This is a genomic window from Maribacter vaceletii (genome assembly GCF_003634105.1).
Taxonomy (GTDB): Bacteria; Bacteroidota; Bacteroidia; order Flavobacteriales; family Flavobacteriaceae; genus Maribacter_B; species Maribacter_B vaceletii.
In genome coordinates this window covers 891,057-910,239 of the sequence record NZ_RBIQ01000007.1, presented here as the reverse complement: position 1 = coordinate 910,239, position 19,183 = coordinate 891,057, and the positions used below count along the sequence as shown (strand labels likewise).

The 19,183-nt window shown below is 31.4% G+C and carries 16 protein-coding genes; 7 read left to right on the top strand and 9 right to left on the bottom strand.

What is annotated here, in order from left to right; genetic code table 11:
* Window positions 1-23: 23 nt before the first annotated feature.
* The 7 genes from hemF to hemA all read right to left on the bottom strand — a co-directional run bounded on the left by hemF (window position 24) and on the right by hemA (window position 6,830).
* Entirely contained in the window at window positions 24-926 is a 903-nt protein-coding gene (gene hemF / locus CLV91_RS03680; protein WP_121065683.1) for an oxygen-dependent coproporphyrinogen oxidase, read from the bottom strand.
* A gap of 13 nt (window positions 927-939) precedes the next feature.
* Window positions 940-1,557, bottom strand: coding sequence for a hypothetical protein (locus CLV91_RS03675; RefSeq protein ID WP_121064090.1), 618 nt, complete (start codon window positions 1,555-1,557; stop codon window positions 940-942).
* A complete protein-coding gene (locus CLV91_RS03670; protein WP_121064088.1) occupies window positions 1,554-2,099 on the bottom strand; it encodes a GNAT family N-acetyltransferase in 546 nt (181 codons plus the stop codon). The genes CLV91_RS03675 and CLV91_RS03670 overlap by 4 nt, the downstream gene beginning before the upstream one ends.
* Complete coding sequence (locus CLV91_RS03665) at window positions 2,099-2,848, bottom strand: EI24 domain-containing protein (RefSeq protein ID WP_121064086.1); 750 nt, start codon at window positions 2,846-2,848, stop codon at window positions 2,099-2,101. The genes CLV91_RS03670 and CLV91_RS03665 overlap by 1 nt, the downstream gene beginning before the upstream one ends.
* 42 nt (window positions 2,849-2,890) lie before the next feature.
* Complete coding sequence (gene hemE / locus CLV91_RS03660; RefSeq protein ID WP_121064084.1) at window positions 2,891-3,913, bottom strand: uroporphyrinogen decarboxylase; 1,023 nt, start codon at window positions 3,911-3,913, stop codon at window positions 2,891-2,893.
* Window positions 3,914-3,987: 74 nt separating this feature from the next.
* Window positions 3,988-5,577: a hydroxymethylbilane synthase gene (gene hemC / locus CLV91_RS03655; RefSeq protein ID WP_121064082.1), complete on the bottom strand. Its 1,590-nt coding sequence runs from the start codon at window positions 5,575-5,577 to the stop codon at window positions 3,988-3,990.
* The gene (gene hemA, locus CLV91_RS03650; RefSeq protein ID WP_121064080.1) at window positions 5,574-6,830 is read right to left on the bottom strand and encodes a glutamyl-tRNA reductase; all 1,257 of its coding nucleotides are present in this window, start codon (window positions 6,828-6,830) and stop codon (window positions 5,574-5,576) included. The genes hemC and hemA overlap by 4 nt, the downstream gene beginning before the upstream one ends.
* A gap of 205 nt (window positions 6,831-7,035) precedes the next feature.
* Here hemA and CLV91_RS03645 point away from each other — a divergent pair, with 205 nt between their 5' ends.
* Both CLV91_RS03645 and CLV91_RS03640 read left to right on the top strand, forming a co-directional pair.
* Window positions 7,036-7,923, top strand: a complete 888-nt coding sequence (locus CLV91_RS03645) for a helix-turn-helix transcriptional regulator (RefSeq protein WP_121064078.1) — start codon at window positions 7,036-7,038, stop codon at window positions 7,921-7,923.
* Between the two features lie 121 nt (window positions 7,924-8,044).
* Window positions 8,045-8,818, top strand: coding sequence for a ThuA domain-containing protein (locus CLV91_RS03640; RefSeq protein WP_121064076.1), 774 nt, complete (start codon window positions 8,045-8,047; stop codon window positions 8,816-8,818).
* A gap of 196 nt (window positions 8,819-9,014) precedes the next feature.
* Here the strand turns inward: CLV91_RS03640 and CLV91_RS03635 are convergent, their stop codons facing one another.
* Entirely contained in the window at window positions 9,015-9,857 is an 843-nt protein-coding gene (locus CLV91_RS03635) for an N-acetylmuramoyl-L-alanine amidase-like domain-containing protein (RefSeq protein ID WP_121064073.1), read from the bottom strand.
* A 27-nt stretch (window positions 9,858-9,884) separates the two neighbouring features.
* A complete protein-coding gene (locus tag CLV91_RS03630; RefSeq protein ID WP_121064071.1) occupies window positions 9,885-13,400 on the bottom strand; it encodes a TraB/GumN family protein in 3,516 nt (1,171 codons plus the stop codon).
* 175 nt (window positions 13,401-13,575) lie between these two features.
* On the opposite strand from CLV91_RS03630, the gene hemH reads away from it, so the two are divergent.
* From hemH to CLV91_RS03605, 5 genes are all read left to right on the top strand, one after another.
* Window positions 13,576-14,607 carry a ferrochelatase gene (gene hemH, locus CLV91_RS03625; protein WP_121064069.1) on the top strand — a complete coding sequence of 344 codons (1,032 nt, stop codon included), beginning with the start codon at window positions 13,576-13,578 and terminating at the stop codon, window positions 14,605-14,607.
* Complete coding sequence (locus tag CLV91_RS03620) at window positions 14,607-15,992, top strand: MATE family efflux transporter (RefSeq protein ID WP_121064067.1); 1,386 nt, start codon at window positions 14,607-14,609, stop codon at window positions 15,990-15,992. The genes hemH and CLV91_RS03620 overlap by 1 nt, the downstream gene beginning before the upstream one ends.
* Before the next feature lie 8 nt (window positions 15,993-16,000).
* The gene (locus CLV91_RS03615) at window positions 16,001-17,095 is read left to right on the top strand and encodes a lactonase family protein (protein WP_121064065.1); all 1,095 of its coding nucleotides are present in this window, start codon (window positions 16,001-16,003) and stop codon (window positions 17,093-17,095) included.
* A 141-nt stretch (window positions 17,096-17,236) separates the two neighbouring features.
* Complete coding sequence (locus CLV91_RS03610) at window positions 17,237-18,682, top strand: C1 family peptidase (RefSeq protein ID WP_121064063.1); 1,446 nt, start codon at window positions 17,237-17,239, stop codon at window positions 18,680-18,682.
* Between the two features lie 4 nt (window positions 18,683-18,686).
* Window positions 18,687-19,172, top strand: a complete 486-nt coding sequence (locus tag CLV91_RS03605) for a hypothetical protein (protein ID WP_147406400.1) — start codon at window positions 18,687-18,689, stop codon at window positions 19,170-19,172.
* Window positions 19,173-19,183: the final 11 nt, after the last annotated feature.

The following is a 19,183-nucleotide window of genomic DNA, read 5'->3' as shown; positions in this document are numbered from 1 at the left end:
TAAAACGTTTTATAGTTTAGTGATTATACCCAATCCTTTGGATTTGCTAAAACCTTTAATAATCTGTCCTCTTCGCTTCCTTTCTCTGGATGATGATTATAATGCCATTGCACATGAGGAGGTAAACTCATTAAAATACTTTCTATACGGCCATTAGTACGTAAACCAAACAAAGTTCCTTTATCATGTACTAAATTAAATTCTACATAACGACCACGTCTTACTTCTTGCCAATCTCTTTGTTCTTTGGTATAGGGCAATTCTTTTCTTCTTATAACAATTGGTATATAAGCTTCTAAGAAGCTGTTTCCTACCTCGGTTACAAAGTTATACCAATCTTGCATTGACATTTCTTCCGTTGCTTTGCAATAGTCAAAAAATAAACCTCCTAAACCACGAGCTTCATTACGATGTGCGTTCCAGAAATACGTATCGCATCGTTCTTTATATTTTTTATGAAAATCAGAATTGTGTTTGTCACATGCCTTTTTACATATAGAATGAAAATGAATAGCATCTTCATTAAACAAATAATAAGGAGTAAGGTCTTGTCCACCACCAAACCACTGGTCAACAATATTCCCTTCTTTATCATACATTTCAAAATAACGCCAATTTGCGTGTACCGTTGGAACCATTGGGTTCTTAGGATGTAGTACCAAACTTAATCCGCAAGCAAAAAAATCGGCATCCTCCACACCAAAATACTTTTGCATACTTTCTGGTAAAGCGCCATGAACTGCAGAAATGTTTACACCACCTTTTTCAAAAACAGCTCCATTTTCTATAACACGGGTTCTACCACCACCGCCTTCTGGTCTTTTCCAAAGATCTTCCTTAAATGTAGCTTTACCATCTACTTCTTCTAATTTGGCTGTAATGGTGTCTTGTAAGGTTTGTATATAAGCGTAAAATGTATCTTTCATAAATCGAGAATATTTATCGGAGTTTTTTAATTTGTGGCTTATAAAGTAATAATACTTCAATTAGAACTAAAAAACAATAATAGATTAGTCCAAAACAAATTGCTATGTGTGGTGTATCTATAAATACACCACCAGAGGTTTTTGCAGCGTTGTACCCAGATACTTCTAAAAACTCAGTATTTAATCCCAGTTCAGGAATATAATTCATAGAAAATACCACTACAAAGATTAAAATAAAATAGATTATCGCTGCCAATACAGAAGTTAGTATTGCTCTATTTTTTAAGCCAGGGCTAACATCAGAAAACGCAAAACGCATCCTATTAAAAATAATTAATAAATATGCTATTAAGATGGTATTACTCTCTGTCATAGTATTAAAGGCCAACGCAAATAAACCGTATACAGGGAATAGAACATATAAGGATATTTTCCTTGGCATAACTGCCATAAAAACACCGGAATGGACCATGATAAATTCAAAGGCCATTAGTATTGCTAGAGTAGAAACTATCCCTGCGTCATTTATACTAGGGTTGCTCCAAACCGCATAGAATTGATATGCTATTAGCAAATTAATTAATATGCTTGCGTATTCAAATTGACGGTCATATTTTTCTATAATATTCATTTTGATGTTGAGTTATAACGTTCGTACAACTCCATGTCTAACGGATTTTCATTTGGTGGGGTATGTTCTTTAGGCAATGTTTTTTGCCATGTAAAGTTACATTTTTGAGCTACTTTAATACTTGCAACATTAGTTTTGTGTACAATTATTTGGAGGGTTTTTAAAGAATGTTCTTTAAATGTCCAATCCGTTATATTTTGAACGGCTTTACTGGCTATACCTTTGCCTTCTTCTGTATAACCTATGCAATACGCCAATTCCCCTTGTTTGGTTTCCCAGTTTAGTTCTTTTAGATATACCATTCCAAGTATATTTTTTTCGGAATTACTTCGGATAATGAACAAAAACTCTTCTTTTGTATGGAATTCTTTTACCTTTTTATGTGTAAAAATAGTTGCTAGTTCAGGAGTTAGGTTTGCCGCTAAAGTTAAAGGGAAATACCGTTTTAATCTATCAGCATTAGAAGTAACAAAATCGCATAAACCCCAAGCGTGTTTTTCATGTATAGGTTCTAGGTAGTATGCATCAAAATTTAAGACCACTAGATTTGTTGTTTATGGTTTTCTAAAATGTCAACAGTTTGTTTAGATGCTGCCGTTACCGATAGAGGTAAAACTAGTATAATGCCTATAACTGGAATTAGAAGAAAGAGCATAAAAACGATACCATTACCTATGGCATAACCTTTATATTTTTTTACAAACTGAATGCTTTCCTTGTATTTATAATGACGTTCTAGTGTATAATCCATATTACCAAAACCTGCATAATACGCCTGGACAAGGAATATTAAAATAGTAGAAACAATACCAATTATTGGAATAAAACCTAAGAGTAAAAGAGGAATGGTAAAAAGAATCTCTTTCCAAAGGTTTCTAACGTTTATACGAATACCTCTCCATAACTGTTCTTTAAAAGAAGTTGTTCTATGATTATGATTTATTTCTCCTGTAAAATGAGCTTCAATTTTTTCAGAAACAGGACTCATGAACGGAGCCGAAAGAGCCATTATAATATGCTTATATAAGACTAAGCCTAATACTACAATCGTAGCACCACCTATAAAATTACTGATAGTGGTAAAGGTCTCTTTTCCCCAGTCCCAAATCCATATTTTAGCAATGAACACGCCAATATTATCAGAGAGACTATAGCTTATGAACCCTATTATTATTGCAGTCGCAACACTTATACCAATAGGTATAAAAAAATATTTCCACAGTTTAAGCTGACCTATTAGTTTAAAAGAATTGGTGTAAGACGTAATGCCTCTTAATATATTTTTTAGCATATCTAAATATAATAATATAAAAAATAGGTAAAGGCAAAATGTTTATGCCTTGTACTCTTTTACAGCATCAATGAAAGCCTTAGCATTTTCTAAAGGAATATTTGGTAAAATTCCATGACCAAGATTTACAATGTATTTGTCTTTTCCAAATTCATTAATCATTTGGTGTACCATCTTTTTTATTTCCGCCGGAGGGGATAATAAACGAGAAGGGTCAAAATTTCCTTGTAAGGTAATATTTCCTCCTGTTAAATAACGAGCATTACGAGCAGAGCAAGTCCAATCTACACCTAAAGCAGAGGCCCCAGATTTTGCCATATCGCCTAGGGCAAACCAACACCCTTTTCCAAATGCAATTACAGGAGCTTCATCTTTAAGAGCGTCAATAATTTGTTGGATATATTGCCAAGAAAATTCTTGGTAATCTGTTGGTGAAAGCATACCTCCCCAAGAATCGAATACTTGAACAGCGTTAACGCCAGCAGCAACTTTTGCTTTTAAATATGCAATAGTAGTATCTGTAATCTTTTGTAATAAAGAATGAGCAACCACAGGTTGTGTAAAACATAACTCTTTGGCTTTATCAAAGTTTTTACTTCCTTGCCCTTGTACACAGTAACATAGAATAGTCCACGGAGAACCTGCAAATCCTATTAATGGTACTTCATCGTTTAATTTCTCTTTAGTCATTTTTATGGCATCCATAACATAACCAAGCGTATCTTGAATGTCTGGAACAATAACACTATCTAAATCTTTCTGAGAGCGAATAGGATTCGGTAAATATGGGCCAAAATTAGGCTTCATTTCTACCTCAATATTCATTGCTTGAGGAATCACTAAAATATCAGAAAATAAAATAGCAGCATCCATCCCGTATCTAAGGATAGGTTGAATTGTAATTTCTGATGCTAACTCAGGTGTTTGGCAGCGTGTAAAGAAATCATATTTAGCCTTAATTTCCATAAACTCTGGAAGATAACGACCTGCTTGTCTCATCATCCAAACTGGTGGTCTTTCTACCGTTTCTCCTTTTAATGCTTTTAAAAATAAATCGTTTTTCATATCCAGCAGTTTGCTGTTTGCCTTTAGCTTTTAGCTCAGGTTTTCAGCTATTTTTAATTTTACTAATTAGACTGTTATTTTATTGAGCTAATAAAATTTTCGTTAGCTAATGCAATCACACTCTCCACGGTGCGCATTTTAGCGACTTTAACTTCCGTAAAATGTTTTCTTGCCTCATTTGCAGTGGTTTCCCCTATACAATAGGCAATTTTATTATTGTTGTTAATCTTTATAAAGCTTTGTACGCCAGAAGGACTAAAGAATAATACCGCTTTAGTGTCTTCTTCTACAGTTCTTGGCGCAAGTCTTGTTTGGTATGCTTCTATCTCTGTAACTTCAATATTATTTTCAGTTAAAAGATTTGGCAATTCATCTAGGCGAATATCGCCACAGAAATAAGTAACTTCTTTATCTTCTAGGTTTTCTGCTAAATGTTCTGCTAGTTTTTTAGCATTTGGAGCACTATAAGTTACCTCGCCAATTCGTCTTTCTATTAAACGTTTGGTTTTACGACCAACACAATAAATATTATCAAACTGTAATTCACTAGCTGTTGCATTTTGAATTAATGCTTCAATACCATTTTTACTAGTAAAGATTACGTTTTTATGTTGTGCTTTTAAAATAGGTCTTGGAATTCTAGTAAGCTTAATTTTTATAAAATCTTCCGAATCTACAATTACAGAGGTGTCAAATAATTGAAGCTGATCTTGGGTTAATTTTTTAGTAGAATATACATGAGGAGCAGCTAGGCCTTCATTAAGTTGCCCCATTAAACGTTTGCCGCCTTTTTCTAATATTTTATTTGCAGAATCTTCTCCTAAGGTTAAGTGTTTACCAAGTTTTACAGATTTTGCTACTTCAATCTTTTGTTTCCCATCTTTAGATAGTAAAACTCCTTTAAAAACAATTTCTTCTTCTTTGTTTATGTATGCAAAAGCACCTATAGGAGCAGTACAACCACCTTCTAGGGTTCTAAGAAATTCTCTTTCAATAGTTACGCAAGTATCTGTTGCTTCATGATTTAGTTCTGCTAAGATTTCTCTTAGTTCTTCATTTTCTTCTTTGGCAACTATCATAATTGCTCCTTGGGCGGGAGCAGGAATCATCCAGGTAAGGCCAATAGTATTTTCTGGCTGTAAATTTATTCGGTCTAGTCCTGCAGCAGCAAAAATAGCCCCATTCCAATTATTGTCTTCTAGTTTTTGTAATCTGCTATTTACATTACCTCTTAAATCTACCACCGTATGCGTTGGGTAACGATTAAGCCATTGTGCTTTTCTTCTAAGGCTACCTGTTGCAATAATTCCTTCTGGCGCACCTAAAAACTCTTCATTGTCTTTAAAAGCAAGGATATCCATGTAATTAGCACGCTTTAAAACAGCTGCTTTTACAATACCTTTTGGTAATGCTGTTGGTACATCTTTCATGGAATGTACAGCAATGTCTATATCGCCATTAAGCATAGCAATATCTAATGTTTTTGTGAAAATGCCAGTTATACCTAGCTCATAAAGAGGTTTATCTAAAATTAGGTCTCCGGTAGATTTTACAGCAACAATTTTTGTGTTATGCCCTAAGGCGTCTAATTGTCTTTTAACATAATTTGCTTGCCATAGTGCTAGTTCACTATCACGAGTACCTATTCTAATGGTGTTACTCATTTTTTGCTTACTTGAAGTTGAAATACCTTCTGAATTAATTCTAGACTTTCGTCTGCATCATTGCCGGTTTCTTTTAAGTGATTGGCAAATTGCTTTGTTATTTTTTGAATTATGCGGTTAGAAATTGCATCTGCGTGCTTGGAATTAAAATCAGTCAATTTTTTAGAATGATAATCTAATTCTTCTTCCTTCATTGTTTTAAGCTTTCTATTTAAAGCTTTAATAACAGGAGCAAATTTTCTGCTCTCTAACCATTGAATAAAGTCTTCTTTTACCTCTTCAATAATTTCTTCTGCTTGCGGAATAAATTCTTTTCTACGTTCTAAAGTTTCATCAGTCATTTGCGATAAATGATCTAAATGAATAACAGTCACATTTTCTAAATTTGCAACAGAGTTATCTACGTTTTTGGGAATAGATAAATCTAAGATTAGTAATGGTTTTTTTGTGTGGATTAAATCTTTAGAAATAGTTGGTTGGTTAGCGCCAGTTGCAACTACAAGAACATCTGTAGTTCTTATTTCAGTTTGCAAATCCCCATAATCCTTTACCATTAAATTAAATTTACCTGCCACTTTTTCGGCTTTATCTTTGGTTCTATTAATTAAGGTTATACTTGGATTTTTGGTATGTTTTATAAGATTCTCGCAAGTATTTCTTCCTATTTTACCAGTTCCAAATAGTAAAATCTTTTTTTGAGAAACATCTGGAATAGTCTTTAATATATATTGTACAGATGCAAAAGCAACCGAAGTAGCTCCAGAAGAAATTTGTGTTTCGTTTTTTATACGCTTACTTGCTTGTATAACCGAGTTACATAAACGTTCAATAAACGGATTTGCAATGTCTAGTTTTTTAGAACGATTAAAACTTTGCCTTAATTGACTAATTATTTCAAAATCGCCAAGGATTTGACTATCTAAACCAGTACCTACTTTAAAAAGATGAGAAATAGCATCGTTGTTTTTATACACATATGCTACTTGTTGAAACTCTTCTACAGTACCTTGTGTATTATCGCAAAGCATTTTAATTAACTGGAAAGGATGTTGCGCAAAACCATGCAATTCTGTTCTATTACAAGTTGATGTTGCAAGTAAACCATCTATACCTGCAGTTTTTGCTTCGGATAGTATTTTTTGCATTGCATTTTCGTCTAGACTAAATTTTCCACGCATTTCTGCATCAGCCTTTTTATAATTAAGACCAATGGTATAGAAAGAGTTGTGCTTAGAAATGTTATAATCCTTCATCTAAAATTGTGAATGCACGCAAATGTAATTTCATTGTTTGGATAAAAATAACGCTAGAGGAACTATAAATATCGATTCAAGGGTTTTGGACCCTTAATCGATAGATTTTGGATAAAAACCTGTATTTTAGCAGTAAATATTAAGGTTTTTTCACTATTTTATTTAGAAATATTCTAAATAAAGATAATTATAAATTGCAAGGAGTATGGAAGAAAATGTCGCTTTAGGTTCCTTTAACGAGGTGTTACTAGAACAAGGGTTTTATGTACTAAAAATACAAAATGACTCTTCTGATATTCAGAAAGTTACGCGAGATATAAATAGTTCTTATATTCAGTTTCATTTTTGTTTAAAGGGTAGGGCAAAGTTTGTTTTTAATGATGGTAGGTACGCTTTAGATGTTTCTGAAGAAAATTCCTTGTTGCTTTATAATACACAGATAGATTTGCCTATGAATCTAGAACTACAACCAAACTCCTGGTTAGTGTCTATTGTAATGACTATTAGAAAGTTTCATTCTTTATTCTCTACAGAAGCAAGTTATATTCCTTTTTTAAGTCAAGAATTTAAAGAAAAAAAATACTATTCTCAAGAGCCAGTTTCTCCAGCTATTGCAGTAGTTCTTAGCCAAATTATGGGTTATAATTTGCATCCGTCTATAAAAGCTTTATACACAAAAGGGAAAGTGTATGAGTTAATCTCTTTATACTTTAATAAAAGTACCGATGCAGATATAGAGCAATGCCCTTTTTTGGTAGATGAAGATAATGTAAAACGTATAAGAAAAGCCAAAGAAATAATGATAAGTCATATGGCAGAACCACCAAGTTTACCAGACTTAGCAAAACAAGTAGGTATAAGTCTAAAACGATTAAAAGAAGGTTTTAAACAAATTTATGGAGATTCGGTCTACAGTTTTTTGTTTGATTATAAGATGGAACATGCTCGTGGATTATTAGAATCTGGACAACATAATGTTAATGAAATAGGGTTGCGAATAGGGTATAGTACCTCTAGTCATTTTATTGCCGCTTTTAAAAAGAAATATGGAACTACACCAAAAAAATATGTAATGTCTCTTTCTAATTCTTAAGTTTATTGGGCTATAGTTACATATAAAACTTTTTGTTGTAGTAATACAATATTTTGTTATGGTCTCATTTTATAAAAGTCATTACTTTTAAAGATGTAAAATCTTATAAACCTAATAGAGAATGAAAATTATTATTAAAACTACACTTACCTTATTTTGTGTATTGCTTTTGGCAAATTGTGGAGAATCTAAAAAAGTAGTTGCTACTAAAAAAGATACTACTATAGTACCATCTGTAGAAAAAGTATTAGTTTTTACTAAAACCGCAGGTTGGCGCCATAAATCAATAGAAAAAGGAGTAGAAACCTTAAAAGAACTTGGCGCAGAAAATTTATTTCAAGTAGCACAAACAGAAGATTCCTTAGATTTTAATTCTGCAAACCTTAAAAAATATAAGTTAGTGGTTTTTTTAAATACAACATTAAATATACTAGACGAGAAGCAGCAAGAGACTTTTGAGAAGTATATTCAATCTGGAGGAAGTTTTATGGGGATCCACGCTGCCTGTGATACGGAATACGAATGGCCTTGGTATGGAAAGTTAGTAGGTGCTTATTTTAATGGGCACCCTAATAACCCAAATGTCAGAGAGGCTGCTATTAATGTAGTGAATAAAAAACATGTAGCTACTAGCCATTTAAAAGATACTTGGATAAGAAAAGATGAATGGTATAATTATAAAGAAATTAACCCAGATGTTACAGTTATTATGCAGTTAGATGAAAGCACTTATGAAGGTGGAACTAATGGCGATAATCATCCTATAGCATGGTATCATGAGTTTGATGGTGGACGTTCTTTTTACACTGGTGGAGGGCATACGAAAGAGGCTTTTGATGAGCCCAATTTTAGAAAACATTTACTTGGAGGTATAGAATATTGCTTAGGTAGATAAAAACAAGATAAAGTTTAAAACAAACTGTTTGGTTTGTAATACGTTTAAAAATAAAACGCCTCCATTATATTTTTGGCGGTGTTTTTAATTTATAACCCGACCAAAGGTATTTTTTAAGTAAATATGTAGCCTTTACATATTACGAACAAACTAATGAGTTTGTAAATGCAATTAATGTTTTAAGTATTTGGAGTAGTTATAAGGGTCTACAAACCATAATTCCAGTGTTGTTTTTTATCTTTTTTAGATACTCTACTAGTGGTTCTTGAGATATTTTAACTTCCCCAGAAGAAGAAGCGTGTAAAAGATGAATTCTTCCATCTTTTTCTCTTACAGCGATTCCTGTATGTGTAATGTCTAATCCCTTTATAGAAGTGGTAAGTGCAATTATATCTCCAGACTTTATTAAGTATTCGTTAGCTTTAATTTGGCCTTGTTCCAGAATACAAATAGCTTCATTGTTTAAGAACTCTTCAGAAGCTTTTATTTTAGTATAATTAGCGTCGTTATTTTTTAGAAAAGGATATAGTTCTCTGTGAGTACTCATGAAATCTATTTTTTTATGAATCTCTATACCGCCAATTTCTGAAGTAATATTTTTTAGTAATCCTTTTTTCTCATTATTAGCAATCCATTCCGAAAAGTAATGTAACCTAGATGCGTAACTATTACGCTTACCATCTTTATATCTAATGTTTTCTAGGATTTTTGTAAAATCTGTAAAATCTGTTTTTTCATTTTTCAACAAAAGACTAAAAGCTAAAACATTTTCTACATATGTGGTGCAATCTAAGCCCTGAAAGTTTATTACAAGAGGCTCACTCTCATTTACTTCTAGTGTCCTAGCAACGTAAGGTGTTCCCAAAAAGGTTTTGCCAACAGAAGTTATTGTTTTACCAAATTCCTTTTCTAGGAGCCCATCAATCTCTATTATTTTTGTTTCAAAAGCTTCTTTGTCCTTTAAAGAACAAACAAGTTCTTGAGAGAAAATAGATGTATTTATAAAAAATATAAAGAAAAGAAAATATATAATTTTCATAACTGTTTAGAATTTTGTCTCTATAATTTAAAACCCATGATACCCGTATCCACCATAACCATTAGGTCTATATATAACTGCTCTTTTATGCTTTTTTAATAAGAATTCTTCAGTTGCATACCTAACGGTATCATCGTCTGTATCTGTGTCTTCTATACGCATGCCACGGTTTTTATATATTAGATTGGTTTGTATTCCTTTTCCTTTTTCAAAAACAAACATATGCAGGGTATAGTTTTTATCATAATCCTGAGAGTTTCTTTTCTTAAAAAAGTAGGCAGAAACTTGTTCGCTATTATAATCTAAAGTTTCATTGCATAAGTATTGCAGTTGTATTTTATCTTTTTCATATAAAATATTTTGAAAAAGTAATGCTTCTGCGATATGTTTTTGAGTTTTATAGGTAGAAGGAAATAGATGTAATTTATTTACATTTTTTAATTTGTTAAATAATAGAATCCTAGATTGTACGTCAATAGCAAGTTCATTTAAAAGATTATTAGGTGTAGTTTCAGTATTACTTGCAAGTAAAGTTACATAGGTAGTTTTTATATCTGCATCTTTTACCATTAGTAATTGTGTGTAAAATTGTGCCACAGATTTTTCTTTTCTAAAAGGGAAAAGAAGTGTAACATAATCTTCTAAAATACTACTAGTTTTATTTTGAAGTGTTGCGTATCTATTTTGATTATATGTGGCATTATCTGCTCCTAATTGTCTTTTAAGAAGTATTTTGGCATCATTTAAAATTTGCTTTTTATACTTTTTATATATTTTAGGTTTAACAAACTTATTTGTTTTAAGTTTAGCTAAAAGTGAAAAAATAGGTAGTTTGTACTCCTCTATTGCGCTGTATTCTAGAATTTCTGGGAATAGTTTTTTTGCTAGATTTAGGCTATCATTATAAGGTCTAAAAATAGAGTTAATTTGATATTGATTAGAAATTAACGGAAGGTCTGTAGACATTAAACTTAACATTAGTGCTGTTGCATCTTCCTCTTCTTTATTCGCTAATGCTTTTAGAATTTTGGCTTGTGCGTTAGAGTTGCTATAAGATTGGGTATAAAACTCTGTATAAAATTCCTTAAGATTTGTGTTTTCTATTTTAGATAACTCTTTAATTAAATAGGGTTGTATTTCTTTTTGGTTATCTGTAAATGTATGCCTAGAAATATAATGTTTTAGTTCGCTAAGATGTTTCTTATTAAATTTTACAAATTTGTAACCTTCTGTTACAAGGCTGTCATTATTTTTTAGCGCATTAAAAAAAGCTGGTGTTTTGTCTTTTAAAATGTCTTTTCCAATATTTGTATCTAGCGGTGTAAAGTTGGTGTAAAAATTAGTTACAAAGCTAGTCGTTTTCACTAGTGTGTCTATTGGGGTTTTTAGTTCCCAAAGTAATCCGCCTTTTATTACGTTTTTAATTAAAACACCCCTAGTACTTGCAGTATCTGTTAGGGTTAATTGCAGTTCATAGGTGTTTTTGTCTATAATTTTTTGCGTAGCATTTTTAATTGTAAATGTGTTTTTAGCATATAAACGCTTACGAAGCGCCCAAACAGAGTCAATGTTTTGGAACATTAGCAAATCATGCGATTTATTTACTTCTACCCAAATAGCTTCCTGGTTTTTATTACTATAGATAGTTTTTTTATTAAAAGCATCGTACTCTTTTGGTTTTTTATCATTGTAGTAATCTTTACTGCTCTCTACAAATTTTGGCGCAGTAACATTAGATTTTGTACTAAAAAAAAGAGCAGTATCTATTACCGTTGTAAATGGCTTCTTATATTCTGTTTCTTGTAGTTTTAATGAGTTAAAGTAGTCTAAGGCCTCATCTTTATCCTTAGTTAATATACCTAATAAGTAATAATTGTTATTGGCAAGTACTGTTTTAATATAAAGTGTTTTATTGTTTTTAAGAAATGGAGCGCTAGAGCTTAGCGTTCTGTCTTTTACAGGGCTGTATTCTGGAGTTAATTTTAAATCTTGATAAAAACGTTTTTGTATTTGTTTAAGCTCAAAAGAATCTTGTTCTATAAAATTAAAATCGTTTAAACTTGCTTTTTTAAGAAAATAGTAGGAGTCTTTTATACTATCATACCCTTCAATAAACCTATTGCCTGCTCTAGATGTATTTGTAAAATTATATAAAGAAGGTATTTTTACTTTAAAGTCTTTAAAGCCAGAGGTAATAGTTACCTTTTTAGATTTCCTATTTTTGAAAGCAATACTGTTAAATATGGTATCTGAGAATTGAGAAACAAAATTACCTTCGCCACCCATTTTAAAAATTATAATTTCTAACGGAGTTTTATAAATTTGATAGCGTTGTAAGTCTCCATTTTTTAATTTGTTTTTAATATCCAGACCATTATATCCGTTTCGGTATATTTTTGTTTTTTCAATGATTTTTCCTGGGATATTTTCAAAAAGCAAATGGTCTATATCTTCTAAAGAATAGGTGTACTCTTGTTTTAAAAAAGAGTGTAGCGGTATTCTATTAATTACTACAAAGCTTCCGTTTGCCAAGTCAGGAGAAACATAGGTTGTTTTATTTACAGAACTAATAGGGTAAATTTTATTAGGTAAAAGAAGGCTAAAAAAGTGGTCTTCTACTTCATGAGTGTTATACGAGTTAATCTTTATTTTATCTTCAATTTTTGTTTTTAGTTGCTTCCCTTTATTACTTGCTTTAGATGTTAGTGGTTTTACGGTATACCCCTTTTTTTGTAAAATATCTATAACGCCATTTTTTCCAGGTAAATGTGCTGCTCCTATACCTGCAAAGACCTTACCTAACTGCATAACAGAATCTAGGCTTTTTGCCATGTTATAGTTTCTTATATGAAGCATATTCTCAATGTAGTAAGGTGTATACATGGCTCTATCTATTGAATCTAGTAAGCTTATGTTACGTTCTCTATAGGCATCTTGCAACATGAACATAGGGTCTTGTTGTTGCATTCTTTTTAATAACCATTCGTCTGGTTTTTGTTTTATTGGATTTTTACTTGCTCTAGCAACTAGCGTAGCAGACTCTTCCATGTCTTCTAGAGCTACAATTTTTTTATCAAACTTTTTTCCTGCTTGATAAATAAACATATCTAAATAGGTTTCCTCTTCAAAATTCTGGGAAAAAGAGCTAGTTCTGTATAAAATATTATTAATTATGCGGTCTTCTGCAGCTAGGTAAGATGCAATATTTTCTTTTCTAGGATTATTTATTAAAAACGGATAGGTGTAAAAACCTTTGGTCATAAGTCCGTTTCCTATACTACGAATAGCACTACCATTAATGTCATCATTATCTAGCCAAGTATTAGGATCAGACTCTAATGCAATTATCTCACTTTTATCTAAAGCATCATAAAAAACATCATCTAAACGAAAAGCAATTTTTTTACTAACATGCATGGTACCATATAAGTAAGAGCTTTTTTGTAAGCCGTTACCAGATATTTCCCATAACAAACTGTTTTTTTCTTGTGCATTTATACCAAGGCATATAAACAGCGTTACTAGCGTAATTTTTAAATGCATATTAAATAAATATTTTTACAAAGTATTTTAAATATTTGTAATATAATACAACAAAATGCTAATTAACTTTTTCTTGTAGGTATTACTAAACCTTATACTACTATTAATAATCTCTTAGAATATCCTAACGTATATTCAATACAAGTAGTATTTTTGTTTTTGATAAAAAGAACATATGAAAGGAGTATTGTTAGTTAATCTTGGGTCTCCAGATAGTCCAACCCCGAAAGATGTAAAGCCCTATTTAGATGAGTTTTTAATGGATGAAAGGGTCATAGATGTTTCTAAGTGGCTGCGTAATATTATTGTTCGAGGTATTATTTTACAAACAAGACCTAAAAAATCTGCCGAAGCCTATAGTAAAATTTGGTGGGAAGAAGGTTCTCCGTTAGTGGTTATATCTGAAAGGTTTGCAGAGAAAGTTAAGCAATTTGTAGATATGCCTGTAGCATTAGGTATGCGTTATGGAAGCATGACAATTAAAAATGCATTACAAGAATTAAAAGATAAAGGTGTAGATGATGTTTTATTAGTTCCTTTATATCCGCAATACGCTATGTCTTCTTTTGAAACTGTTGTTGTAAAGGCAATAGAAGATAAAGATGCTTTTTTCCCAGAAATGAAACTAACTACGTTACCTGCTTTTTATAAAAACCAAGAATATATAAAGGTACTTTCAGAGAGTATAGCAGACGGACTTAAAGATTTTGACTACGACCATATATTATTCTCTTATCATGGTATTCCAGAAAGACATATAAAAAAGAGCGACCCAACTAAGTTTCATTGTAAAATAGATGGTAACTGTTGTTCTACAAACTCGGTAGCACACCATAGTTGTTACCGTCATCAATGTTTTGATGTTACAGAAAAAGTAAAAGCCTATTTAGGGTTGCCAGAAGATAAAGTGAGCTTATCATTTCAATCTAGACTACCAAATGACCCTTGGTTAAAACCATATACCGATTTTGAGTTTGAGCGTTTTCCAAAAGAAGGAAAAAAGAAGTTAGCAGTTATAACCCCAGCTTTTGTTTCTGATTGTTTAGAAACATTAGAAGAAATTGCAATGGAAGGTAAGCATCAATTTCAAGAAGCAGGTGGAGAAGATTATAAACACATTCCTTGTTTAAATGATAGGGATGATTGGGTGCAAGTTATGGTAAATTGGCTTAAAGACTGGCAAGAAAACGAACTACTCCCAGCATAATGGAAAAAGTATCTTCAGAGCAATTAGGTTCTGAGCCTATAGGAAAACTGTTGGTAAAACAAGCTGTGCCAGCTGCTATAGGGATATTAGTAATGTCTTTAAATGTTTTAGTAGATTCTATTTTTGTTGGTAATTGGATTGGTTCAATTGCCATAGCCGCAATAAATGTAGTACTTCCAGTTTCTTTTTTTATAGCTGCCTTAGGAATGGCAATTGGTATTGGGGGATCTAGTATTATTTCTCGTGCATTGGGGAGTAATAATCTAGAGAAAGCACTTAAAACCTTTGGAAACCAGATTACACTAACCCTTATTATTTCTTTAGTATTTGTAGGTTTTGGATTGTTTTTTGTAGATGATTTAATTCCTGCTTTTGGTGGAAAAGGAGACATTTTTAATCCCGCTAAAATTTATTACGTAATTGTATTATATGGAGTACCTCTCTTAGGTTTTTCTATGTTGGGCAGTTCTGTTATTAGAGCAGAAGGGAAGCCCAAATTTGCAATGGTTGCACTTATAATTCCGTCTATAGGCAATCTATTTATGGATTATATATTTATTTATGTTCTAGATTGGGGTATGCATGGAGCAGCTTGGGCAACTACTATAGCCTATTTTTTAAGTTGTAGTTATGTGTTTTACTTTTTTGTTTCTAAAAATTCAGAACTAAAAATAAGTTGGAAACACCTTAAATTAGATGTTGAGGTATTAAAGCAAATTGCTTCTCTTGGTTTTGTAACACTCTCTAGGCAAGCCGCAATAAGTATTATTTATCTTTTAATGAATAACATACTCTTTAATCTGGGAGGAGAGGCAATGGTAGCTGTATATGCTATTATAGGTAGAATGTTAATGTTTGCTTTATTTCCTGTTTTTGGGATAACACAAGGTTTTTTGCCTATTGCAGGGTTTAATTATGGAGCAAATAAACTTTCTAGAGTTAGAGAATCTATTAATACAGCAATTAAATATGCAGCAGTTTTAGCAACCGTTGTGTTTTTAGGATTAATGTTATTTCCTCAAGAAATTGCTTCTTTATTCTTAAGTAGTAACCCTAACCTAACGGCAAAAGAACTTGCTACAAATGCTTTTGTTTTAGAGCATACTCCTTCTGCAATGCGCTGGGTTTTTGCGGCAACACCTATTATTGCAATACAATTAATAGGCGCAGCGTATTTTCAAGCAATAGGAAAAGCAATTCCAGCTTTATTACTAACATTAACCAGACAAGGATTCTTTTTTATACCTTTAATTTTAATACTCCCAAGCTATTTAGGAGAATTTGGAGTTTGGATTTCCTTCCCAATTTCCGATTTTTTAGCTACACTAGTAACTGGATATTATTTAAGAAAAGAAGTAAAAAAAAATTTAATAGTAAAAACTTAATTATTTGTATGAAACAAAGAAACTTAGTACTGATTCTATGTAGCTTAGTTCTATTCATTTCTTGTAAAGAGGAAAGTAGTAAGTTATTTGTTGGAACTTTTTCTGAAAATGGAAGTGAGGGCTTATACAGTTATTCTTTTAATTCAAAAACAGGAGAGCTAAACAATAAAAAATTAGAAGCAGAGATAAAAGACCCATCTTTTTTAACACTATCGGATAATAAAAAGTACTTGTATGTTATTAAAAGAACAGAAGAGTTTAAAGATTCTAAGGGAGCTATAATTGCATATAAAATAAAGGAAGATGGTATAGAAGAAATTAATACTGTTGGTACGGGTGGCGGATATCCTTGCCATGTAGGAGTTTCAAAAGAAGGAAATTTTTTAGCAGCTTCTTGTTATTCAGATGGTAGCTTGTCTATTTATAAAGTTGCAGAAGACGGCTCTTTAAAATCTAACCCCCAATATATTAACCATAAAATACTGGACAGTATAAAAAAGGCAAAAGCCCATGCATCTATTTTTACACCAGATGGGCTTTTTACGGCAGATTTAGGTTTAGATGCTGTTAAAAGATATACTTATAATGGAAAAAAATTTGTTCCTGGAAAACAAGCCTCTTTAAATTTTCCGGATGGTGCAGGACCTAGACATTTTAAATTTAGTAAAGACAAAAAGTTTTTATATGTAATTAACGAGTTAAATTCTACCATCACTGTTTTAAACAAAAATGAAGACGCAGAATATACAGCTATAGAAACAAAATCTACTTTAGATAAAGCTTTTAAAGACAAAAATTCTTGTGCAGATATTCACCTATCTAAAGATGGTAATTATTTATACGGTTCTAATCGTGGAGAAAATACTATAGTAATTTTTAAGATAGATAAAGAAACAGGAAAATTAACTTTAGTGGGTAGAGAAAGTGTTCATGGAGATTGGCCAAGAAATTTTGTTATAGACCCTAGTAATACTTTTTTGCTAGTGGCTAACCAAAAAACAAATAATATATCTGTATTTAAGAGAAATATTAAAAATGGAACATTAAGTTTCCTTCAAGAAATTAAAAATCCAAGTCCTGTTTGTTTAGAATTTTTAGAGTAAGTAGTATTAAAAAAAGAACTTCTCTCTAGTTTTTTGTGTTTAATTGTAACAAATTGCTGTTAATTGCTACTTATTCAATGAAATACGACTTTTTTTAGTTGGATTTTGTTAAATTGAAAACACTAACTAAACAACCAAATTATGATGAGATTACTTTTTGTTTTTCTTTGTATAAGTTCATTTTCTTTTGGACAAACCATACCAAGTACAGGATTATTATTTGATGACGAATCTTATGAAGAAACACCAATTAAAGCAAGGAATGTTGCTTTTCAGGATGTAGTAACAGAAACTCCAGCAACTTCATTAAGAAAATACACTCCAGAAATTAGAAATCAAGGTGGTTATGGCACTTGTGTTGGTTGGGCTAGTGCGTATTATGGAAGAACTATTTTAGATTCTAGATTGCAAAATACTACAGATAAAAAGCAAATTACAAAAAAAGCATTTTCACCAGCATTTGTATATTTAAATTCAAATATTGAAAATGATTATAATTGCCAAGGCGGAGCTTATATACATAGAGCAATGAAAACCATTACCGAGATAGGGGTGCCTTATCTGGAGGATTTTAATGTAATGTGCGATACAAAAATCCCTGATGGTATACTTGAGAAAGCGGCCAAAAATAAAATTAAGGACTTTACTAGATTGTTTGGGGCAGATGAACCTGCTGAGAAAAAAATTGATGAGGTTAAAAGGTCTCTATTAAACGGTAATCCAGTTGTTTTCGGATTTAAAGTAGAAAACTCCTTTTTTAGTGCAAAAACTGTTTATGAACCAGATAATCTTGGTACAGATGGTGGCCATGCTATGTGTGTAGTAGGTTATGATGATGATAAATATGGTGGTGCTTTTGAAATTATTAATAGTTGGGGCTCTGATTGGGGTAATAATGGTTTTATGTGGATACGTTATAAAGATTTTCCAAAATATACTCGTTATGCTTTTGAAATGATACCAGAAACTGTAGTCCCAAAACAAAAAACAGTTTTAGCGGGCGAATTAGAACTTAGATTAAGAGATAATTCGGTTATGAAAGTAAGTCAAGGTGCAGGAGATTATAATGGTTCTGTGTTTGGTTTTCAAGATGTAGTTATAGAAGAGGAAGAACAAAGTATTGGGGATTATACAACAGAAGTTAGTTACCCTATAGATACAAAATACCGTATGATTACAAAGGTTAATAAACCAGCTTATGTATATGTTTTAGGTTCTGATTCGGACAATGAAAATTCTTTGTTATTTCCATATAAAGACTCTATAAGCCCTTATATAAATGCAGAAAAAGCAGATGTAATTATACCGTATGCAGGACCTAGACAAAAGGCATACTTTAGACTTAATAAAGAGGTGGAAACAGATTATACTATAGTAGTATTTTCTTTAGAAAAAATTGACCTAAAGGCTGTTAAAAAACAACTAGATGAAATGGAAGGAAAACTTCTTGATAAACTTTATTTAATTTTTGAGGGAAAATTAATAAATAAAGAAGAAGTAAAACTCATGGAAGATAAAATAGGTTTTAAAGCAGAGTTTGATAAAGGGACTATGGCAATGATGATTCTAAATATAAAAAGGTCCTAGAGAAATGCGTATACTTCTACTATCTTTTATAGGTATAGTCTTTATGTTTTCTTGTAATAGTCAACAAAAAAAAGAAACAATAAAAAAAGAGACTTTAAAAAAGAGTAATAAGATTGAAGTTTTTTTAAAAGAAAAGAACTTTAAAATACTTAATAATTCCAATCAAATTATTGAATATATAATACAAAATACACTTATAGAAGGAACAGTAGACGAATATTCAAATAAGTTGTTTTTAAAAGATACTTTAGAACAAGCAACTGTTCAAAAGTTAGTTTCATATCTAATTTTAGATAGCTCTTATTCCTGGGATGATAATAGAAAAGAAGCAACTTTTACACCTAGCAGGCAATTTTTAATTAAAGGAGAGTCTAGCAGGTTAACACTTTTAGTAAATAAGGATGCTACTAAATTAGGTTTTATTAATCTGGAAGGGCAAAAAATAGTAATGCTTTCAGAAGCTCTTACAAACTATCTTAATAGTTTATAGGTAAAACAAGA